16 protein-coding genes and 1 tRNA gene are annotated in these 17200 nt (G+C 61.3%); 7 read left to right on the top strand and 10 right to left on the bottom strand.

Annotated features, from left to right (window positions below; genetic code table 11):
• Positions 1–74 precede the first annotated feature (74 nt).
• Positions 75–959: a methyltransferase domain-containing protein gene (locus G9X67_RS27315; protein ID WP_171600136.1), complete on the top strand. Its 885-nt coding sequence runs from the start codon at positions 75–77 to the stop codon at positions 957–959.
• Between the two features lie 15 nt (positions 960–974).
• Here G9X67_RS27315 and G9X67_RS27320 read toward each other — a convergent pair whose 3' ends face one another.
• The 6 genes from G9X67_RS27320 to G9X67_RS27345 all read right to left on the bottom strand — a co-directional run bounded on the left by G9X67_RS27320 (position 975) and on the right by G9X67_RS27345 (position 5093).
• Positions 975–1142 (bottom strand): Flp family type IVb pilin, encoded by a 168-nt coding sequence (locus G9X67_RS27320; RefSeq protein WP_138332020.1) that lies wholly within the window; start codon positions 1140–1142, stop codon positions 975–977.
• Positions 1143–1216: 74 nt separating this feature from the next.
• Entirely contained in the window at positions 1217–1534 is a 318-nt protein-coding gene (locus G9X67_RS27325) for a hypothetical protein (RefSeq protein WP_003543245.1), read from the bottom strand.
• Between the two features lie 126 nt (positions 1535–1660).
• On the bottom strand, positions 1661–2074 hold the full coding sequence (gene mutT, locus G9X67_RS27330) for an 8-oxo-dGTP diphosphatase MutT (RefSeq protein WP_012759141.1): 414 nt from the start codon (positions 2072–2074) through the stop codon (positions 1661–1663).
• Positions 2071–2877 carry a GNAT family N-acetyltransferase gene (locus tag G9X67_RS27335; protein WP_171600137.1) on the bottom strand — a complete coding sequence of 269 codons (807 nt, stop codon included), beginning with the start codon at positions 2875–2877 and terminating at the stop codon, positions 2071–2073. The genes mutT and G9X67_RS27335 overlap by 4 nt, the downstream gene beginning before the upstream one ends.
• Positions 2858–4099: a bifunctional glutamate N-acetyltransferase/amino-acid acetyltransferase ArgJ gene (gene argJ / locus G9X67_RS27340; RefSeq protein ID WP_171600142.1), complete on the bottom strand. Its 1242-nt coding sequence runs from the start codon at positions 4097–4099 to the stop codon at positions 2858–2860. The genes G9X67_RS27335 and argJ overlap by 20 nt, the downstream gene beginning before the upstream one ends.
• A 112-nt stretch (positions 4100–4211) precedes the next feature.
• Positions 4212–5093 (bottom strand): peptidylprolyl isomerase, encoded by an 882-nt coding sequence (locus G9X67_RS27345; RefSeq protein WP_072640438.1) that lies wholly within the window; start codon positions 5091–5093, stop codon positions 4212–4214.
• A 246-nt stretch (positions 5094–5339) separates the two neighbouring features.
• On the opposite strand from G9X67_RS27345, the gene secA reads away from it, so the two are divergent.
• The 3 genes from secA to G9X67_RS27360 all read left to right on the top strand — a co-directional run bounded on the left by secA (position 5340) and on the right by G9X67_RS27360 (position 10931).
• Positions 5340–8057, top strand: coding sequence for a preprotein translocase subunit SecA (secA, locus tag G9X67_RS27350; protein WP_171600138.1), 2718 nt, complete (start codon positions 5340–5342; stop codon positions 8055–8057).
• A gap of 181 nt (positions 8058–8238) precedes the next feature.
• Entirely contained in the window at positions 8239–9642 is a 1404-nt protein-coding gene (locus G9X67_RS27355) for a lipopolysaccharide biosynthesis protein (protein ID WP_171600139.1), read from the top strand.
• 11 nt (positions 9643–9653) lie between these two features.
• Complete coding sequence (locus tag G9X67_RS27360) at positions 9654–10931, top strand: GNAT family N-acetyltransferase (protein WP_138331675.1); 1278 nt, start codon at positions 9654–9656, stop codon at positions 10929–10931.
• 44 nt (positions 10932–10975) lie between these two features.
• On the opposite strand, the gene G9X67_RS27365 is transcribed toward G9X67_RS27360, so the two are convergent.
• Positions 10976–12604 (bottom strand): AMP-binding protein, encoded by a 1629-nt coding sequence (locus G9X67_RS27365; protein ID WP_171600140.1) that lies wholly within the window; start codon positions 12602–12604, stop codon positions 10976–10978.
• A 224-nt stretch (positions 12605–12828) separates the two neighbouring features.
• Here G9X67_RS27365 and G9X67_RS27370 point away from each other — a divergent pair, with 224 nt between their 5' ends.
• Positions 12829–13809, top strand: a complete 981-nt coding sequence (locus G9X67_RS27370; protein ID WP_138331677.1) for an aldo/keto reductase — start codon at positions 12829–12831, stop codon at positions 13807–13809.
• Between the two features lie 90 nt (positions 13810–13899).
• Here the strand turns inward: G9X67_RS27370 and G9X67_RS27375 are convergent, their stop codons facing one another.
• The gene (locus G9X67_RS27375) at positions 13900–14478 is read right to left on the bottom strand and encodes a TetR/AcrR family transcriptional regulator (protein WP_138331678.1); all 579 of its coding nucleotides are present in this window, start codon (positions 14476–14478) and stop codon (positions 13900–13902) included.
• Between the two features lie 129 nt (positions 14479–14607).
• Between G9X67_RS27375 and G9X67_RS27380 the strand changes: the two genes are divergently transcribed.
• A complete protein-coding gene (locus G9X67_RS27380; RefSeq protein ID WP_138331679.1) occupies positions 14608–15903 on the top strand; it encodes an MFS transporter in 1296 nt (431 codons plus the stop codon).
• A gap of 124 nt (positions 15904–16027) precedes the next feature.
• Positions 16028–16112, top strand: a tRNA-Leu gene (locus G9X67_RS27385).
• 195 nt (positions 16113–16307) lie between these two features.
• On the opposite strand, the gene G9X67_RS27390 is transcribed toward G9X67_RS27385, so the two are convergent.
• The gene (locus G9X67_RS27390; RefSeq protein ID WP_003543268.1) at positions 16308–16595 is read right to left on the bottom strand and encodes a hypothetical protein; all 288 of its coding nucleotides are present in this window, start codon (positions 16593–16595) and stop codon (positions 16308–16310) included.
• A gap of 169 nt (positions 16596–16764) precedes the next feature.
• On the bottom strand, positions 16765–17049 hold the full coding sequence (locus tag G9X67_RS27395) for a hypothetical protein (protein ID WP_105007503.1): 285 nt from the start codon (positions 17047–17049) through the stop codon (positions 16765–16767).
• Between the last annotated feature and the right edge of the window lie 151 nt (positions 17050–17200).

The following is a 17200-nucleotide window of genomic DNA, read 5'->3' on the forward strand; positions in this document are numbered from 1 at the left end:
GCAGAGACTAGCGCGTTCTCCACGAAAGGAAAATCGTCTTGCCGCACGGGCGGCGCGGGACTAAGGACATCGCCATGGAAACGATCTTCGACAGAGCCCTGATCGCCGCACATCGCCATCGCGCGCTTGCCAACAACGATCCGAAAGCCGCCTTCCTGCTCGACATCGCCGCTGAGGAAATGGGCGAAAGGCTTTCCGTGGTCGAGCGGACTTTCGGGACCGCCGTCGAACTGCATGGCGCGACCGGTGCTACCGCCCGGGCCGCGCTGGCAACGGGCAAGATCGGCACGATGATCCGCGTTGAAAGCGAGAAGGCCTATGCCGGGCCGGACGAAATCTTGATCGAGGCGCCGCTCGAGGACGTGCCGCTCGAACCGCAATCGGCCAATCTCATCCTTGCGCCGCTCAGCCTGCATCTGACCAACGATACGCCGGGTGTCTTCATCCAGATCCGCCGCGCCCTGAAGCCGGACGGCTTGTTCCTGGCCGCGATCCCCGGCGCCGGCACCCTGCAGGAACTGCGCGACGTGCTGCTGACCGCCGAGGTCGAGATGACAGGTGGCGCAAGCCCGCGTGTCATTCCCTTCGCCGATGTGCGCGATGTCGGCAGCCTCATGCAGCGCGCCGGCTTCACGTTGCCGGTGATCGATGCGGAGAATTATACGGTGCGCTATGATTCGCTCTTTCCGCTGATGCGGGATCTGAGAGCGATGGGCATGAGCAATCCGCTTGCAGCCCGCGCCCGGATGCCACTGACGCGCGCCTTCTTCCTGCGCGCAGCGGAGATCTACGCCGAACGTTATTCTGATCCCGACGGACGTATCCGCGCCACCTTCTCGATCATCTATGTCTCGGGATGGGCTGCCCACGAGAGCCAGCAAAAGCCGCTCAAGCCGGGTTCGGCCAAGGCGCGCCTTGCCGATGCACTGAAGGTGGACGAACACAAGCTCAAACAGTGAGGGCCGGCGGCTTCTTCAATTCACCGTCATATTGTTATTGATCACGTTGAAGACGCCTTGCAAGGCGCCGGTGAAGACCCCGAGACCGGAGACGAGCGCGCCACAAATGAGGGCGGCGATCAAGCCATACTCAATTGCCGTCGCAGCTCTGTTATCTGCAAGAAATGCTTTCAAAATACGCATTATTTCGCGACCCTCTGAGCGAAACCGACGGCAAACGACCAATTCCACGACCATCGGGCGACGGCCGGCATTTTTCAGCAACCGGCGCCGACGCCATAGCCCTGGACGACGCAGACCGAGCCGGGCGTATCCTGGAGGACGCTGCGGCGGATCGTATAACGCTTGCCGCTTTCACTCTTGGGGATCGATCCCGTCGTGATCGTATCGAAATCCGCCGGAGCACTGGCAAAGACGCTTTTCTTCGAGGAATCCGCAAGCATTGGCGTCAGGATAAGCGTCAGCGCGACTACCGCCGTGCCGAACAGGAGGGCGATATTCAGCGCACCCGTCCTGCGCGAAGCAGACGAGGCCCGTTCCTTTTCCCGGACAGCTTTCCAGAAATCATCGTCCATGAGGTCAAGCCTTTTAATACACGCACGCCAGATGCTTGATTGAGGCCGATCTTTGGCAGAAGGTGTTAAACGATCCATTAATATCCACAGCCGAAAATGGTGTGGCACAATAATAATCAGATAATGCTAAAGTAAATCCTGCAACATCGGGATGAGCGGCTCGTCGGCCGGAGGCATCGGATAGTCGCGCAGCGCCTGCGGACGCACCCATTTCAGCGCCTGGCCCTCGCGGCCCTGGGGAATGCCCTCATAGCGCCGGCAGATATAAAGCGGCATCAACAGGTGGAAGGTCTCGTAAGAGTGGCTGGCAAAGGTAAGCGGCGCGAGGCAGGCGATCTTGGTGTTGATGCCGAGCTCTTCCTCGAGCTCGCGCACCAGTGTTTCCTCCGGCGTCTCACCCGGCTCGACCTTGCCGCCGGGAAACTCCCAGAGCCCGGCGAGCGACTTTCCCTCGGGGCGCTGTGCCAACAGGATACGCCCATCGGCATCGATCAGCGCACAGGCGGCGACCAGCAATATCTTCCGGCCCGCCTCGCTCATCGCGGCTCCTGCTGCCAATAGCAATAATGATAGGCGTCGCGAAAACCGAGGCGCTCATAAAGTGCGATGGCCGGACGGTTGGACAGCTTCACCTGCAGCCAGGCCGAACGGGCGCTGCGCATGCGCGCCCAGCGCAGCGCCGAGGTCAGGATTTCGGTGCCGAGTCCTTCGCGCCGCCGCGCCTCGGAGACCGAAAGCGACATGATGCCGGCGAGGTCGTTGTCCTGGACACAGAGCACGGTCGCAAGCGGGCCGTCCACCGCGTTCTCGATCATGAACAGGCCGGATGGCGGCTTGATCGCCGAAATGATTTCGGCAAGCGCCGGCTTCAGCCTCAGTGGCGACTGGTCGACGGCGAGGTTGGCGTCGACGAAACGGCCGACATCATGGGTCGGCAGGTGATCGAGCGTATCCGGCAGCTCCGCCTCGGCAAGGTCGCAGGTCATCACCACCGTATCGTCGAAGCGCGTCCAGTTCTGCGCGCGCAGAAGTTCGATCAGCACCGGCGAAGCAAGCGGCGTCTGGCGGACCACGGCGGCGCGGCCATAGGCCTCGAACTTCCGGCTCGCCTTTTCCAGGCGGATTTCGACGTCGCGATGATCCGAGGGATCGAGCGGCACGATCGAGTTCAGCCGGTTGGACGGGTGACCGGCCGTCAGCCGCACCTGCCAGCTGCCGTCATATTGCACGGAAGCCGCCGGCCAGGCGCGGAAGCCGACGGCCTCCAGCCTGCGCACCAGCGGCAGATTGTGTGAGGAAATGGATGCCTGCTCCAACGAACGATCAGCTCCGATAGTCGCCATTGATCGCAACATATTCCTTGGTGAGGTCGCAGGTCCAGACCGTTGCCGTGCCGGCACCGAGCCCGATATCGACTTTGACGGAGATATCCTGGGCCTTCATGACGTCTGAGGCGGCCGCCTCGGAATAATCGGGATCACGCTCGCCATTGACGGCGACCCTGATATCGCCAAACCAGATGGCAAGCCTGTCGCGGTCGGCCATCTCGCCGGATTTGCCGACGGCCATGACGATACGGCCCCAATTGGCGTCTTCGCCGGCGGCCGCGGTCTTGACCAGCGGCGAATTGGCGATCGACAGCGCGATGCGCTTGGCGGCGGCATCGCTCTCGGCACCCGTCACGGTGATTTCGAGCATCTTGGTCGCACCTTCGCCGTCCCGCACCACCTGCAGCGACAGATCCTTCAGCACTTCGTTGAGTGCGGCCCGGAAGGCGGCAAGCCGCGGGTCGTTGGCGCGCTCGATGCGGGCCTGGCCGTCCTCGGCTGCGGCACCCGTTGCAAACAGCATCAGTGTGTCGGAAGTGGAGGTGTCGCTGTCGACGGTCATGGAATTGAAGGTCGGGCCGACGCCGTCGGACAGAAGCGCCTGCAGCGCGGCAGGCGCAATGTCGGCATCGGTGACGACGAAGGAGAGCATCGTCGCCATATCAGGCGCGATCATGCCGGCGCCCTTGGCGATGCCGTTGATCGTCACGGCCACGCCGCCGATCTCGGCGCTGCGGGTCGAAACCTTCGGATAGGTGTCCGTCGTCATGATCGCCTTGGCGGCCTCGAACCAGAAATCGCCGGTCGCTTCGACCTGCATCCGATCCAGAACGCCTGCGAATTTGGTGGCATCGAGCGGCTCGCCGATGACGCCAGTCGAGGCCAAATAGACCTCGTTTTCGGCGCAGCCGACGGCAGCGGCAGCCGACTTCGCCGTCAGTGCGGTCGCCTGGCGGCCCTTCAGGCCGGTGAAAGCATTGGCATTGCCTGAGTTGACGACGACGGCGCGGGCGCTGCCATGGGGGAGATTGGCCCGGCAGAAATCGACCGGCGCCGACGGGCACTTCGAGCGGGTAAAAACGCCCGCAACAGTCGCCGGTCTGTCGAAGACCATCATTAGCACGTCGGTACGGTTCTTGTACTTGATGCAGGCGGAAGCCGTCGCCATGCGCACGCCGCGTAGCGGTGGCATCGAGACGAAGGATTTCGGAGCAAGCGGAGAGACGGAACCGGACATGATGAGACCTGCCAATGAGCATTTCCAGGCGAAATGGAAACCGGTTCGCCGTCCGGAAATGCGACAACCACGATAGTGAAGGGCCCGGAAGAACCGGGCCCTGATGCGATTATTACTGCTGCGGTGCCGGCGCAACGGGCTCGCTGCCCGGCTCGGGCTGCTTGTTGGCCTGGTCGTAACCCTTGCGCAGCGTCTCGTCCGTGATCTCGATCTTGGCCGAGGCCTTCGCCTTGTTCAGAAGCTCAAGATACTTGTCGCGCATGACGAGCTGACGAACCTGATCCTGCACCTGCTCGAAGGGCGGCGGCGGAGCGTCGCGCTTATCCTCGACCTTGATGACGTGGAAGCCGAAATCGGTCTTCACCGGCGTCTTGGAATAGGTGCCCTTCTCGAGCGCAAAGGCTGCGTCTTCGAATTCCTTGACCATGCGGCCGCGCGAGAAATAACCGAGATCGCCGCCTTCCGACTTGTTCGGATCGGTGGACTTTTCCTTGGCGAGTTCGGCGAAATCCTTGCCGGCGTCGAGCTGCTTGATGATGTCCTTGGCTTCGTCCTCGGTCTTGACGAGGATATGACGGGCGTGGACTTCCTCCTGCTTCGGCAGGGCGGCGACTTCCTTGTCGTAACGGGCCTTGACTTCTTCAGGCGTCACGATGTCGACGACATGCTTCTTGAAATAGGCATTGTGCAGCTCGCGGTCGGAGAGATACTGCATGCGCTTCTTGAATTCGTCGGTCTGATCAAGCTTCTCGGCCGCAGCGTCGGCGGCAAGCAGCTTCACGTCGATGGCGGCGGAAAGGGCTGCGACCTTCTTCTGGTCATCGGGAAGCTGCGCCAACTGGGGGTCGAGATTGGCGACGGCAAGGTCGAGTTCCGACTGGTGGATCTCCAGGGTGCCGACCTTGGCGATGACGGCGTCATCGGCATAGGCCGGGGCCTGGAGCGCAACAAAGGTTGCAAACGCCAGAACGGCAAGTTTGTTGGTGCTCAACATGAAATACCCTTCACAGTTACATTGCCGGTTTCAGCATCCCCTGAATCCAGCCCAAAATAGCCATCAACACCGGATTGTGGCCTTTCTGTATCCGCCAAATCCGTTGACATCATTCGACCCCCCTCTTATCTGTCACGCAACCTCGCGTCCAGAACAGTTTCCGGGCGTTTTAAGGCGCGCGCCTGATTTTCGGCTGGGCCGCGGACAAGAAACGCCGGGGATGAATATTGAGAAAGGGCCAGTCATATGGTCAGCTTTGGCGGTATAGCCCGCAAGTTATTTGGGTCTTCCAACGACCGCCGCGTGCGGTCCTATCAGCCGAACGTCACTGCCATCAACTCTATCGAAGAGAAGACGAAGGCCCTGACGGACGAGCAGCTCGCGGCAAAGACCGTGGAGTTTCGCGCCCTGCTCGCCGAGGGCAAGACGCTCGACGACATTTTGATCCCGGCCTTTGCCGTCGTGCGCGAAGCCTCTCGCCGCGTTCTCGGCCTGCGACCTTTTGACGTACAGCTGGTCGGCGGCATGATCCTGCATTCGAACGCGATCGCCGAGATGAAGACCGGCGAAGGCAAGACCCTCGTCGCCACCCTGCCGGTCTATCTGAACGCGCTTTCCGGCAAGGGCGTGCACGTCGTCACCGTCAACGATTACCTCGCCCAGCGCGATGCCGCGACCATGGGCCGCGTCTACGGCTTCCTCGGCATGACCACCGGCGTCATCGTCCACGGCCTTTCCGACGAGGAACGCCACGCGGCCTATGCCTGCGACATCACCTACGCCACCAACAACGAACTCGGCTTCGATTATCTGCGCGATAACATGAAGTACGAGAAGAACCAGATGGTTCAGCGCGGCCACAACTTCGCAATTGTCGACGAAGTGGACTCGATCCTCGTCGACGAGGCGCGCACGCCGCTGATCATCTCCGGTCCGCTCGACGACCGCTCCGAACTCTATAATACGATCGACGCCTACATACCGCTGCTGGCGCCCAGCGATTACGAGATCGACGAGAAGCAGCGCTCCGCCAACTTCTCCGAAGAGGGCACCGAGAAGCTGGAAAACCTGCTCCGCCAGGCCGGCCTCCTGAAGGGCAACGCGCTCTACGACATCGAGAACGTTGCGATCGTCCACCACGTCAACAACGCGCTGAAGGCCCACAAGCTCTTCCAGCGCGACAAGGACTATATCGTCCGCAACGACGAAGTCGTCATCATCGACGAGTTCACCGGCCGCATGATGCCCGGCCGCCGCTATTCGGAAGGCCAGCACCAGGCGCTCGAAGCCAAGGAAAAGGTGCAGATCCAGCCGGAAAACCAGACGCTGGCCTCGATCACCTTCCAGAACTACTTCCGCATGTACGACAAGCTCGCCGGCATGACCGGTACGGCGCAGACGGAAGCGGAAGAATTCGCCAACATCTACAATCTCGATGTCATCGAGGTCCCGACCAACCTGCCGATCAAGCGCCTCGACGAGGACGACGAGGTCTACCGGACCTTCGACGAGAAGTTTAAGGCGATCATCGAAGAGATCCTCGACGCCCACAAGCGCGGCCAGCCGGTGCTGGTCGGCACCACCTCGATCGAGAAATCGGAACTGCTCGCCGAGCGCCTGCGCAAGCAGGGCTTCGACGACTTCAAGGTGCTGAACGCCCGCTACCACGAGCAGGAAGCCTATATCGTCGCCCAGGCCGGCGTGCCGGGTGCCATCACCATCGCCACCAATATGGCCGGCCGCGGTACCGACATCCAGCTCGGCGGCAACCTCGATATGCGCATCGAGCGCGAACTCGGCGAAGTCGAAGCCGGTCCGGAGCGTGACGCCCGGATCCAGGCAATCATCGAGGAGATCAAGGAACTCAAGCAAAAGGCGCTCGAAGCCGGTGGCCTCTACGTCATCGCCACCGAACGCCATGAAAGCCGCCGCATCGACAACCAGCTGCGCGGCCGCTCCGGCCGTCAGGGCGACCCCGGCCGCTCGAAGTTCTACCTCTCGCTTCAGGACGACCTGATGCGCATCTTCGGCTCCGACCGCATGGACAGCATGCTGACCAAGCTCGGCCTCAAGGAGGGCGAGGCGATCGTCCATCCCTGGATCAACAAGGCCCTGGAGCGCGCCCAGAAGAAGGTCGAAGCCCGCAACTTCGACATCCGCAAGAACCTCCTGAAGTATGACGACGTTCTCAACGATCAGCGCAAGGTGGTCTTCGAGCAGCGCCTCGAACTGATGGAATCGACCAATATTTCCGAAACCGTTTCCGACATGCGCCGTGAGGTGATCGAGGACATGGTCGAAAAGCATATCCCCGAGCGCGCCTATGCCGAACAATGGGATGCCGCCGGTCTGAAGACCGGTGCTTTGAACATTCTCAATCTGGACCTGCCGATCGAGGACTGGGTGAAGGAAGAAGGTATCGGCGAAGACGATATCCGTGAGCGCCTGACGGAAGCCACCAATGCCGCCTTCACGGAAAAGGCCGAGCGTTTCGGTGACGACATCATGCATTATGTCGAACGCTCGATCGTCATGCAGACGCTCGATCATCTCTGGCGCGAGCACATCGTCAACCTCGACCATCTGCGCTCCGTCATCGGATTCCGCGGCTATGCCCAGCGCGATCCGCTGCAGGAATACAAGTCGGAAGCCTTCGAGCTCTTCACGGCGCTGCTCAACAATCTGCGCGAGGCCGTCACTGCCCAGCTGATGCGCGTCGAACTGGTGCAGCAGGCCCCTACCGAGCCTGAACCGCCGCTGATGCAGGCCCATCACCTGGATCCGACGACCGGCGAAGACGATTTCGCGCCGGCGATCTACCAGGCATCGGAAGTCATCGTTTCTCCTGAAAACCGCAACCCGGATGACCCAGCCACCTGGGGCAAGGTCGGCCGCAACGAGACCTGCCCCTGCGGCTCCGGCAAGAAATACAAGCATTGCCACGGCGCCTTCGAGCAGGTCTGAGGCAAGCCCGCAAAGATCCGCGAAAATGCCGCCTCCGGGCGGCATTTTCTTTTCTACGGCAACGCCGGAAAGCCGGAATTTCAGCCTCGGACGGCAGACCCGATCCGGAACCGTTTCTTAACCCTGTTCTGTCAAGACTTCAGGGGCGATTTGCCTGACCTCAGAGTTTTGCGTGTTCATCATGGCGGTCATAGAAACAGCGGAGAAGATGCTGCCCGCGGGCCTGCGCCCGATCGGTGGCCGCACGCTGCGTTTGCTTGCTGCCGTGCTCACCGAACGCGGTGAGAGGGCGGCCGCCCAGCGCATGGCGCTGACGGCCTTTTCGATCCGTATCCTCAGCGCGGCACTTGCCTTCGTCTCCCAGATCGTGCTTGCCCGGCTGATGGGCGAATATGAATACGGCATCTTCGTTTTCGTCTGGGTGCTGGTCGTCGTCTTTGGCGATCTCTCATGCCTCGGTTTCCACACCGCGATTGTCCGCTTCCTGCCGCAATACAGAGCAGCGGGCGCTTTCGAGGAAATCCGCGGCCTGACCGGCACGGCGCGCATCTTTGCGCTGCTCTCCGGCACGGCGGTGCTCGCCGCTGGCATGCTCGGGCTGCATTTCTTCGGCGATATGATCCAGGTCTATTATCTCATCCCGATCTTCATCGGCCTGCTCGCCATGCCGATGATCGCGCTCGGCGACATTCTCGAAGGCACGTCACGGGCAAACCATTGGCCGGTGATGGCGCTGAGCCCGGTCTATATCGTCCGCCCGATCCTCATCATCCTCTTCATGCTGATCGCGATTGCCATCGGCGCCGAGCACACAGCCGTCACCGCGATGCAGGCAGCGCTCGCCGCCACCTACGTCACCGCTCTCGGCCAGTATGCCGCAACGCTTTACCGCCTTCGCCGGCATTATGACGACGGCCCACGCAAGGTCGATTTCCTCGCCTGGTTCAGCGTCGCCTTTCCGATTTTCCTGATCGAGGGCGTGAGCTTCCTGCTGACCAATTCCGACGTCGTCGTCGTCGGCATCTTCCTCGAGCCGCATGACGTCGCCATCTACTTCGCCGCCGCCAAAACGATGGCGCTGGTACATTTCATCAATTTCTCGGTCAAGGCGGCCTCCGGCCCGCGCTTTTCCTCGATCATCGCCGAAGGCGACCACGCCCAGCTGGCAGCCGCAGCCATCGACGCCGCCCGCTGGACCTTCTGGCCGGCGCTCGGGGTCGGCCTTGTCGTGCTTGCGGCCGGTCATCTGCTGCTGTCGCTCTTCGGCGGCGCCTTCACATCGGGCTATCTGGTCATGGCGATCCTGCTCGCCGGCATCCTTGCCAAATCGCTGGTCGGCCCGGCCGAAACGCTGCTGATGATGGCAGGCAAGCAGAACCTCTGCGTCGCGCTCTATGCCGGCGCACTGACGGCCAATGTCGGCCTCAACCTCGCTTTGATCCCGCATTACGGCATCGAGGGCACGGCGATCGCCACGGCCTCTGCCATGGCAGTCGAGGCAATCCTGCTGCATGTCGCCGTGCGCCGCACCCTCGCCATCGTTCTTTTCGCCTTCGCCAGCCCTCCGCCGCAACGCCAGAAATGAGAGTTCGATAGATGGTGCGTGTTCCCCCCGTTACCGAAAGCACCGACAGCGCCGCAAACCGCATGGTGCATGATCTCGCAGCACTGCATTTCGAAGCGCCGCAGGCCGAGGCTCGCGCCGAGATCGGCCGGCCGGGGCGCGAGCTCTGCCTCTATCCCGGCAAACTCGGCTATGAGCTTCAGGATGAGCTCGATTTCCTCTCCAACCGGGCGATGGAACCGAATGTCTTTTTCTCCGGCCGCTTCCTCGCCCCCGCCATGCCGCGGCTCGAAGACCGGCAGGTGAACTTCGCCCTGATCCGCGACCACAATGCCGGTCGCAGCCGCATGCGCTTCCTCTTGCCGTTTTCGGTCGACAAGCCGGGCTTTGCCGTCGGCCCGTCGATCATCCGCGGCTGGTCAAACAGTTTCGGTCCGCTCGGCACGCCGCTCGTCGATGGCGAGGATGCCGCCGAAACCCTCGACAATCTCTTCGAGGGGCTGACCGCCCGTGATCTCAATCTGCCCGCCATAATGGTCCTGCCGGATCTCAGGCTGAACGGAATCTTCGTGCGCATGGTCAAGGCCGTTGCGCTCAGCCGCAATCTTCCCGTCACCGTTACCAATCCCTACCTGCGCCCGATGCTGCAGAGCGAGGAAGAGGCGCCGGTCTATCTCGGCAAAACCATCTCCTCCTCGCATATGCGCGAGATGCGCCGCCAGTGGCGCCTGCTGGAGGAACAGGGAACCGCGGTCTATGCCGTCGCCCGCCAGCCGCGCGAAATCCATACCCGCTTCGAGGAATTCCTGGCGATGGAAGCCGGCGGTTGGAAGGGCAAGCGGCGAAGCGCTCTCGTCACCGATCGTTATCACACGGCCTTCGCCCGCGAGGCGGTGTCGAACCTTGCCGCCGTCGATGCCGTGCGTATTCACACGATCGACCTCAACGGCAAGGCGATCGCCGCCATCGTCGTGCTGATGATGGGCGGCGAGGCCTATACTTGGAAGACCGCCTACGACGAAAACTATGCCCGCTATTCGCCAGGCAAGCTGCTGATGAGCGAACTCACCGAATGGCATCTCGATGACGCCAATATCGTCCGCTCGGATTCCTGCGCCGTCTCGGATCATCCGATCATGAGCCGCTTCTGGCAGGAGCGCGAGGAAATGGGAACGCTGGTGATCGGCCTGACGCAGAACAGCGACCGCGACATGCGCCAGGTCACCGCCCAGCTCCACATGTACCGCAGCACCCGCAATATGGCGAAGATGCTGCGCGAGAAGATCATGTCGCTTGCCGGTCGAGGCTAAGCATTCCAGCAAAAGTGCCTAGTGTTTTTGCGTCCGGAAATGCTCTATCCCTCGCTGGCGGCCTTTTCGCGCAGCAGCCTGCGGATCACCTTGCCGGTGGTGGTTAGCGGTAATGCATCGATGAATTCCACTTCGCGCGGATATTCGTGCATCGAAAGCCGCGTCTTCACCCATTCCCTTATGTCGGCAGCCAACGCCTCGCTTGGATGATGGCCTGGTGAAAGCACGATATAGGCCTTGACGACTTCGGTGCGCACGGCATCGGGCTTGCCGACGGCGGCGGCAAGCTGCACGGCGGGATGACCGATCAGGCAGTCCTCGATCTCGGCCGGGCCGATGCGATATCCCGACGAGGTGATCACATCGTCGTCGCGCCCTTCGAAGGTCACATATCCCTCGGTGTCCTGCCGGCCGATATCGCCGGTGAGCAGCCAGCCTTTGGCGAATTTTCGGTCCGTCGCCACCGTGTCGTCCCAATAGCCGAGGAACATGACAGGATCGAGACTGGCGATGGCGATCTGGCCCGGTTCGCCGACGGGCAACTCGTCGCCCGTCTCGCTGACGATCGCGACGCGATGCCCGGGCACCGCCCGCCCTATGGCGCCCGCTTTAGTGACGCCATAGGCAGCGCTCGACGCAAGCACGAAATTGCACTCCGTCTGGCCGTAGAATTCGTTGACGGTGATGCCGAGCGTATGGCGCGCCCATTCATAGGTCTCGCGCCCGAGCGCCTCCCCGGCCGAGCCGATGGTGCGCAGCACCAGATCATATTTCGAGCGCGGATCGGCAACGGATCTCATCAGCCTCAGCGCCGTCGGCGGAATGAAGGCATTGCGCACCTTCATTTCGGCCATGATGCGATAGGCCATGCCGGCATCGAATTTCTGCGCCGGCGACGAAACGACGGGAATACCGAGCAGAAGACTCGGCAGCAGCGCGTTGAGCAGCCCGCCGGCCCAGGCCCAGTCGGACGGCGTCCAGACCTTATCGTCCGGTTGCGGAAAACCCTCATGGGCGAACTGCATGCCGGGAACATGGCCGGGCAGGACGCGATGGCCATGCAACGCGCCCTTGGGTGGCCCCGTCGTTCCCGAGGTGAAGATCATCAGCGCTGGATCGTCGGGAGACGTCTTTTCTCCCTTGAAGAAGGGCTCGTATGACACGATCAGATCGGCAAAGGAGAGAGCATCGAGAGCACTATCGAGGCTGATCACATGCCGAAGCTCCGGCAGCCGATCGCGAATTTTCCGGACGCGATCAAGGCCGAAATCATTGGTGACGATTGCCACCGCACCTGAGGTCCTCAGCCTGTATTCGAGCGCCTCGACGCCGAAGAGCAGCGCCAGCGGCAAGGCGATTGCGCCCATCTTGTAGATCGCGACATGAACGACCACGGTCTCGAAGGACTGAGGCATCAGCAGCGCGACGCGGTCGCCTCGCTTAATGCCGAGCGAAGCCAGCGCATTGGCGAACATGGACGAGGCGCCGGCAAGCTCACCGTAAGTCAGCGAAAGATGATCGCCATCGGGGCTGAAATGCTCAAGGCAGACACGCTCCGGATCTCTCGCCGCCCAGTCGTCGCTGACGGCGCGGCCGATATTGAAATCCTCCGGAATCCGCCAGGAGAAATCGCGATAAAGATCGTCATAGCGATCGTGGGACGGCAGTTGCATGGTCGGATTCCGATAAAAATGCTGCATCAGCTAACATCTTGCGGCGCGGATGTGCAAGCTGCAGCCAGAATCGACGGCGATGAGCGCGGCTTCAGAAGTCTCGATCACGGATCATTGTGCGCATGCAGCATAGATTCTTCATTTGCCGCCCTGCGACTTTGGCCATCTCGCGCTAAATCATGGAAAGCCGCCTGGGGTCATCCAATTCATCACGGAGTCGTTTCATGGAATACGCAAAATTTGGCAAGACCGGTCTCGAAGTATCGAAGATCTGCTTGGGCTGCATGACCTTTGGCGATCCCGGCCGCGGCAATCATGCCTGGAGCCTGCGGGAAGAAGAAAGCCGGACGATGATCAAGCAGGCGATCGACCTCGGCATCAATTTCCTCGATACCGCCAACACCTATTCCAATGGTTCATCAGAGGAGATCGTCGGCCGGGCCATAAAAGACTTCGCCAAACGCGAGGACATCGTGCTGGCGACCAAGGTGTTCAACCGCATGCGGCCGGGCCCGAACGGCGCCGGCCTGTCGCGCAAGGCGATCTTCGACGAGATCGACAACAGCCTGCGTCGCCTCGGCACCGACTACGTGGATCTCTACCAGATCCACCGCTTCGACTACACGACGCCGATCGAGGAAACGCTGGAAGCGCTGCACGACGTCGTCAAATCGGGCAAGGCCCGTTATATCGGCGCCTCCTCCATGTATGCCTGGCAATTCGCCAAGGCGCTTTACGTCTCCAGGCTGAACGGCTGGACCGAATTCGTCAGCATGCAGGACCACCTGAACCTGCTCTACCGTGAGGAAGAGCGCGAAATGCTGCCGCTTTGCGAGGATCAGAAGATCGCCGTCATCCCCTGGAGCCCGCTTGCCCGCGGCCGCCTGACCCGCGACTGGGACGAGACGACGGCACGCAGCGAAACCGACGAATTCGGCAAGACGCTCTACACCCAGTCCATCGATGCCGACCGCAAGATCGTCGGGGCCGTGGCCGAAATCGCCAGGGCCCGCAACATCTCCCGCGCCCAGGTCGCAACTGCCTGGATCCTGCAGAAAAGTGCGGTGACCGCCCCAATTATCGGCGCGTCCAAACCGAACCACCTCACGGACGCCGTTGCCTCGCTCTCGGTCAAGCTTACCGCCGAGGAAATCGCGGCACTGGAGGCACCCTACATCCCGCACGCCATCGCCGGCTTCAAGTAGCCGCTGGCTTCTCGGTCCTCAGGCATATGCAAGGTAGATCCCTCTCCACGTGGAGAGGGAGATCGAAACCATCGCCATTCGCGACTGAGATTATGTCTGGCTTTCAGGATCGAGCTGCCGGCGCATCGTCACCAGAAACTGCTCGGCAAGCGCCCTGTCCTCGACCGCACGGGCAAGAATGACGGCCCCCATCATCGATGACAGTGTAGTCGTCGCATTGGCGCGGCGCTTTTCTTCCGTTTCGCCGGGAACGATATCGGCAAGCGTGTCGACCAGCACGGACAGCCCGTCGCTGAAGACCGCGCGGACCGCGCCGCGGCTGCGGCTGACTTCCTGGATCAGCGTTGCGAAGACACAGCTGCCGCCCGGATCGTCAACCGTGCGCCAGTGGATATAATGATCGAGAAGCGCTGCCAGCGGCCGGTCCGGCGATTCGGCGATATGCTCCTTCCAGCGCGTCTCGACCTTGTCGATCAGCTTGCGGCTGACCTCAAGCGCCAGGTCGTCCTTCGAACCGAAATGACCGTAAAAGCCGCCATGCGTCAGCCCGGCCGCCTTCATGATGTCGGCGACGCCGACCCCGTCGAAGCCATTTTCGCGGAAAAGCACGCCGGCAACGATCAGGATCTTTTCGCGGTTTTCGGCAAATTTTTCGCGGCTGACCCGCATTTGTCATCTCCAGAAATAGTCGCTTGACAAAATATATGACGTCCATCATCAATACGCAAGAAATATGATGGCCATCATGTAAATCGGTCCAGTATCTCCTAAAACCTGAATTCAAACGGAATCTTGCCCATGGTTTCCACCGTCCTCGCCTCCACCCTTGCCCGGCGCAACATCCATTACGGTTGGGTCGTCGTTGCCGCGACCTTCCTCACCATGCTGGTCACCGCCGGCGCCATGGGCGCACCTGGCGTACTCATCAAGCCGCTGCAGGACGAATTCGGCTGGGAGACCTCGCAGATTTCCTCGGCCCTTGCGATTCGCCTGATCCTTTTCGGCTTCATGGGTCCGTTCGCCGCCGCCTTCATGAATTATTTCGGCGTGCGCAAGGTCATCGTCTTCGCACTGGCGCTGATTGGCGCGGGCTTCGTCGGTTCGCTGTTCATGACGACGCTGTGGCAGCTGCTGCTGCTCTGGGGTATCGTCGTTGGTTTCGGCACGGGTCTGACGGCCATGGTGCTCGCCGCAACGGTCTCCAGCCGCTGGTTCACCAAGCATCGCGGCCTCGTCGTCGGCATGCTCTCGGCAAGCTCGGCCACCGGCCAGCTCGTCTTCCTGCCGCTGATGGCGGAGCTGACGGAGCGCTACGGCTGGCGCTCGACGGTGTTTTTCGTCTGCGCCATGATCATGGTCGCAGCCCTTGCCGTGCTGGCCTTCATGCGCGACCGTCCGGCCGACCTCAACCTGCCCTCCTTCGGTGAGACGCAGGTGACGCCGCCACCGGCAAGCACCTCGCTTGGCGTCGCGTTGATGACGCCGATCACCGTGCTTAAGGAAATCTCGAAGACCTCGACCTTCTGGATCCTCTTTGCCACCTTTTTCATCTGCGGCCTCAGCACCAACGGCCTGATCCAGACTCATTTCGTCACCCTTTGCGGCGATTTCGGCATCGTGCCGGTGGCCGCCGCCAGCGTGCTGGCCGTCATGGGCATCTTCGATTTCTTCGGCACCATCGGCTCCGGCTGGCTGTCCGATCGCTTCGATAATCGCTGGCTGCTCTTCTGGTATTACGGCCTGCGCGGCCTGTCGCTGCTCTACCTGCCCTTCAGCGATTTCAGTTTTTACGGCCTCTCCATCTTCGCCATCTTCTACGGCCTCGACTGGATCGCCACCGTGCCGCCGACCGTCAAGATCGCCGCCGATCGCTTCGGCCCCGAAAAGGTCGGCCTCGTCTTCGGCTGGGTCTTCGCCGGCCATCAGCTGGGAGCAGCCACCGCCGCCTATGGCGCCGGCCTCTCGCGTACGGAACTTTCGAGCTACCTGCCCGCCTTCTTCGTCGCCGGCGCCTTCTGCCTCTTGGCCTCGATCCTGGCGATCACGCTGAAGAAGTCCGGCCTGAGCAGCCCGGCACCGGCCGCCGCCCATTGATATCAGACAGGATCCGGCCTCGACGCGAGGCCGGATCTCTCTACGGATCAGTCCGATAACTTCGCTTGCCCGTCTTGCGCGTCCGGGCGCTCGCATGTTAGACAGCCGCCCGTTCATATCCGTTGCCCCATTGGCGGAATTGGTAGACGCGCTCGACTCAAAATCGAGTTTCGAAAGAAGTGCTGGTTCGACTCCGGCATGGGGCACCAGCCTTCGCTCTGTGAGCTTCGGCTCGGCAAGCCGAAGAGAGCAGCTAAGCGGAGGCTGTCGCGCCGTAGTTCCGTCAGGAACGAAGGCGGACGGGTTCTATAATGCTCCGGTTGGCTGCACCATCATCTCAAATGCCTTGCCTTGCCTCAAAGAATCGATGGCCCTACGGAAGGAATTTCGCATCTAAGCGAAGCTTACTTATTCTTCAGCAGCCACATCTTGCCGGCCATCGTGATGCCGTAGACGTCTTTTGATGCGTCGTCATCCAGGTGCCGCCTTTCGAGAAAACCCGGCTCCTTCAATTCGCCCAACGTCTTGGCAGTGACCGACTTTATTTTCTGAGGCCGCTCTTTCCACCGGTCAGTTTTTGCATAAGTAACTGTCGCATTCTCGTGCGTCCATTTATTGGCTGGCTGAGGATAAAGGTCTCCATCCCTGGCGAGTTTAAGTGCGGCGATCTGGGACGGCGTAAGCTCAATCATACTAAAAGATCCTGTGCGGGCGGTGTTTGCGCTGGGAACGCGCTTTTACCAAAGGCGTGCTCATAACACCGACAGACGACTTTCACCACCGCATTGAGATATTCTTGCCACAAAAGGCGAAAACCCGGCTCGTCGGAACCGGGCTTCGTCCTTATCGCATATTTTTTCGCTAATTGCAGCGACGGACCGTCTTGGTGACCTCGCCTTCGTCGGTCTGTCGGGTGACGCTCCTGGTTTCGCAGCCATTATCGCGATAGCGGCGGTGCTCACGTTCACGCACGGCACCGAACGTGACGCCACGTTCGCTGATGGTGATGCCGGGTCGTACCCGCTCGTGGCGATAGCCGTCGTCATAAGAACGCTCCCTGACATAGACGCTGTCGGCAAGAACAGGCGCTGCAAACGAGCAGGCGGCAAGGGCCGCCACAGTACAGTTCAAGATCATCTTCCGCATGTCGTTTCTCCTTGTCTGATGAAAGGGCAACGAGGCAAGACGCAAGTGGTTCCAACATCGGTGACGGCCCGACCGTGCCGCGGACGACGTCTGCGCCACACCAGCCAGGACTGAGAACGAAAGCCCGAACAGCAGCCCATCCCCAAATCAA

This window comes from Rhizobium sp. WYCCWR 11152 (assembly GCF_013087615.1).
In the GTDB taxonomy this organism is placed as follows: Bacteria; Pseudomonadota; Alphaproteobacteria; order Rhizobiales; family Rhizobiaceae; genus Rhizobium; species Rhizobium indicum.

Excerpts from the sequence above, each read along its gene's own strand:
- G9X67_RS27335 (WP_171600137.1), bottom strand. The coding sequence starts at position 2,877 with ATGGCGACTATCGGAGCTGATCGTTCGTTGGAGCAGGCATCCATTTCC.
- G9X67_RS27395 (WP_105007503.1), bottom strand. The coding sequence starts at position 17,049 with ATGCGGAAGATGATCTTGAACTGTACTGTGGCGGCCCTTGCCGCCTGC.
- G9X67_RS27325 (WP_003543245.1), bottom strand. The coding sequence starts at position 1,534 with ATGGACGATGATTTCTGGAAAGCTGTCCGGGAAAAGGAACGGGCCTCG.
- argJ (WP_171600142.1), bottom strand. The coding sequence starts at position 4,099 with ATGTCCGGTTCCGTCTCTCCGCTTGCTCCGAAATCCTTCGTCTCGATG.
- G9X67_RS27365 (WP_171600140.1), bottom strand. The coding sequence starts at position 12,604 with ATGCAACTGCCGTCCCACGATCGCTATGACGATCTTTATCGCGATTTC.
- G9X67_RS27370 (WP_138331677.1), top strand. The coding sequence starts at position 12,829 with ATGGAATACGCAAAATTTGGCAAGACCGGTCTCGAAGTATCGAAGATC.
- G9X67_RS27315 (WP_171600136.1), top strand. The coding sequence starts at position 75 with ATGGAAACGATCTTCGACAGAGCCCTGATCGCCGCACATCGCCATCGC.
- G9X67_RS27375 (WP_138331678.1), bottom strand. The coding sequence starts at position 14,478 with ATGCGGGTCAGCCGCGAAAAATTTGCCGAAAACCGCGAAAAGATCCTG.
- G9X67_RS27380 (WP_138331679.1), top strand. The coding sequence starts at position 14,608 with ATGGTTTCCACCGTCCTCGCCTCCACCCTTGCCCGGCGCAACATCCAT.
- G9X67_RS27345 (WP_072640438.1), bottom strand. The coding sequence starts at position 5,093 with ATGTTGAGCACCAACAAACTTGCCGTTCTGGCGTTTGCAACCTTTGTT.
- secA (WP_171600138.1), top strand. The coding sequence starts at position 5,340 with ATGGTCAGCTTTGGCGGTATAGCCCGCAAGTTATTTGGGTCTTCCAAC.
- G9X67_RS27355 (WP_171600139.1), top strand. The coding sequence starts at position 8,239 with ATGGCGGTCATAGAAACAGCGGAGAAGATGCTGCCCGCGGGCCTGCGC.
- mutT (WP_012759141.1), bottom strand. The coding sequence starts at position 2,074 with ATGAGCGAGGCGGGCCGGAAGATATTGCTGGTCGCCGCCTGTGCGCTG.
- G9X67_RS27390 (WP_003543268.1), bottom strand. The coding sequence starts at position 16,595 with ATGATTGAGCTTACGCCGTCCCAGATCGCCGCACTTAAACTCGCCAGG.
- G9X67_RS27360 (WP_138331675.1), top strand. The coding sequence starts at position 9,654 with ATGGTGCGTGTTCCCCCCGTTACCGAAAGCACCGACAGCGCCGCAAAC.
- G9X67_RS27320 (WP_138332020.1), bottom strand. The coding sequence starts at position 1,142 with ATGCGTATTTTGAAAGCATTTCTTGCAGATAACAGAGCTGCGACGGCA.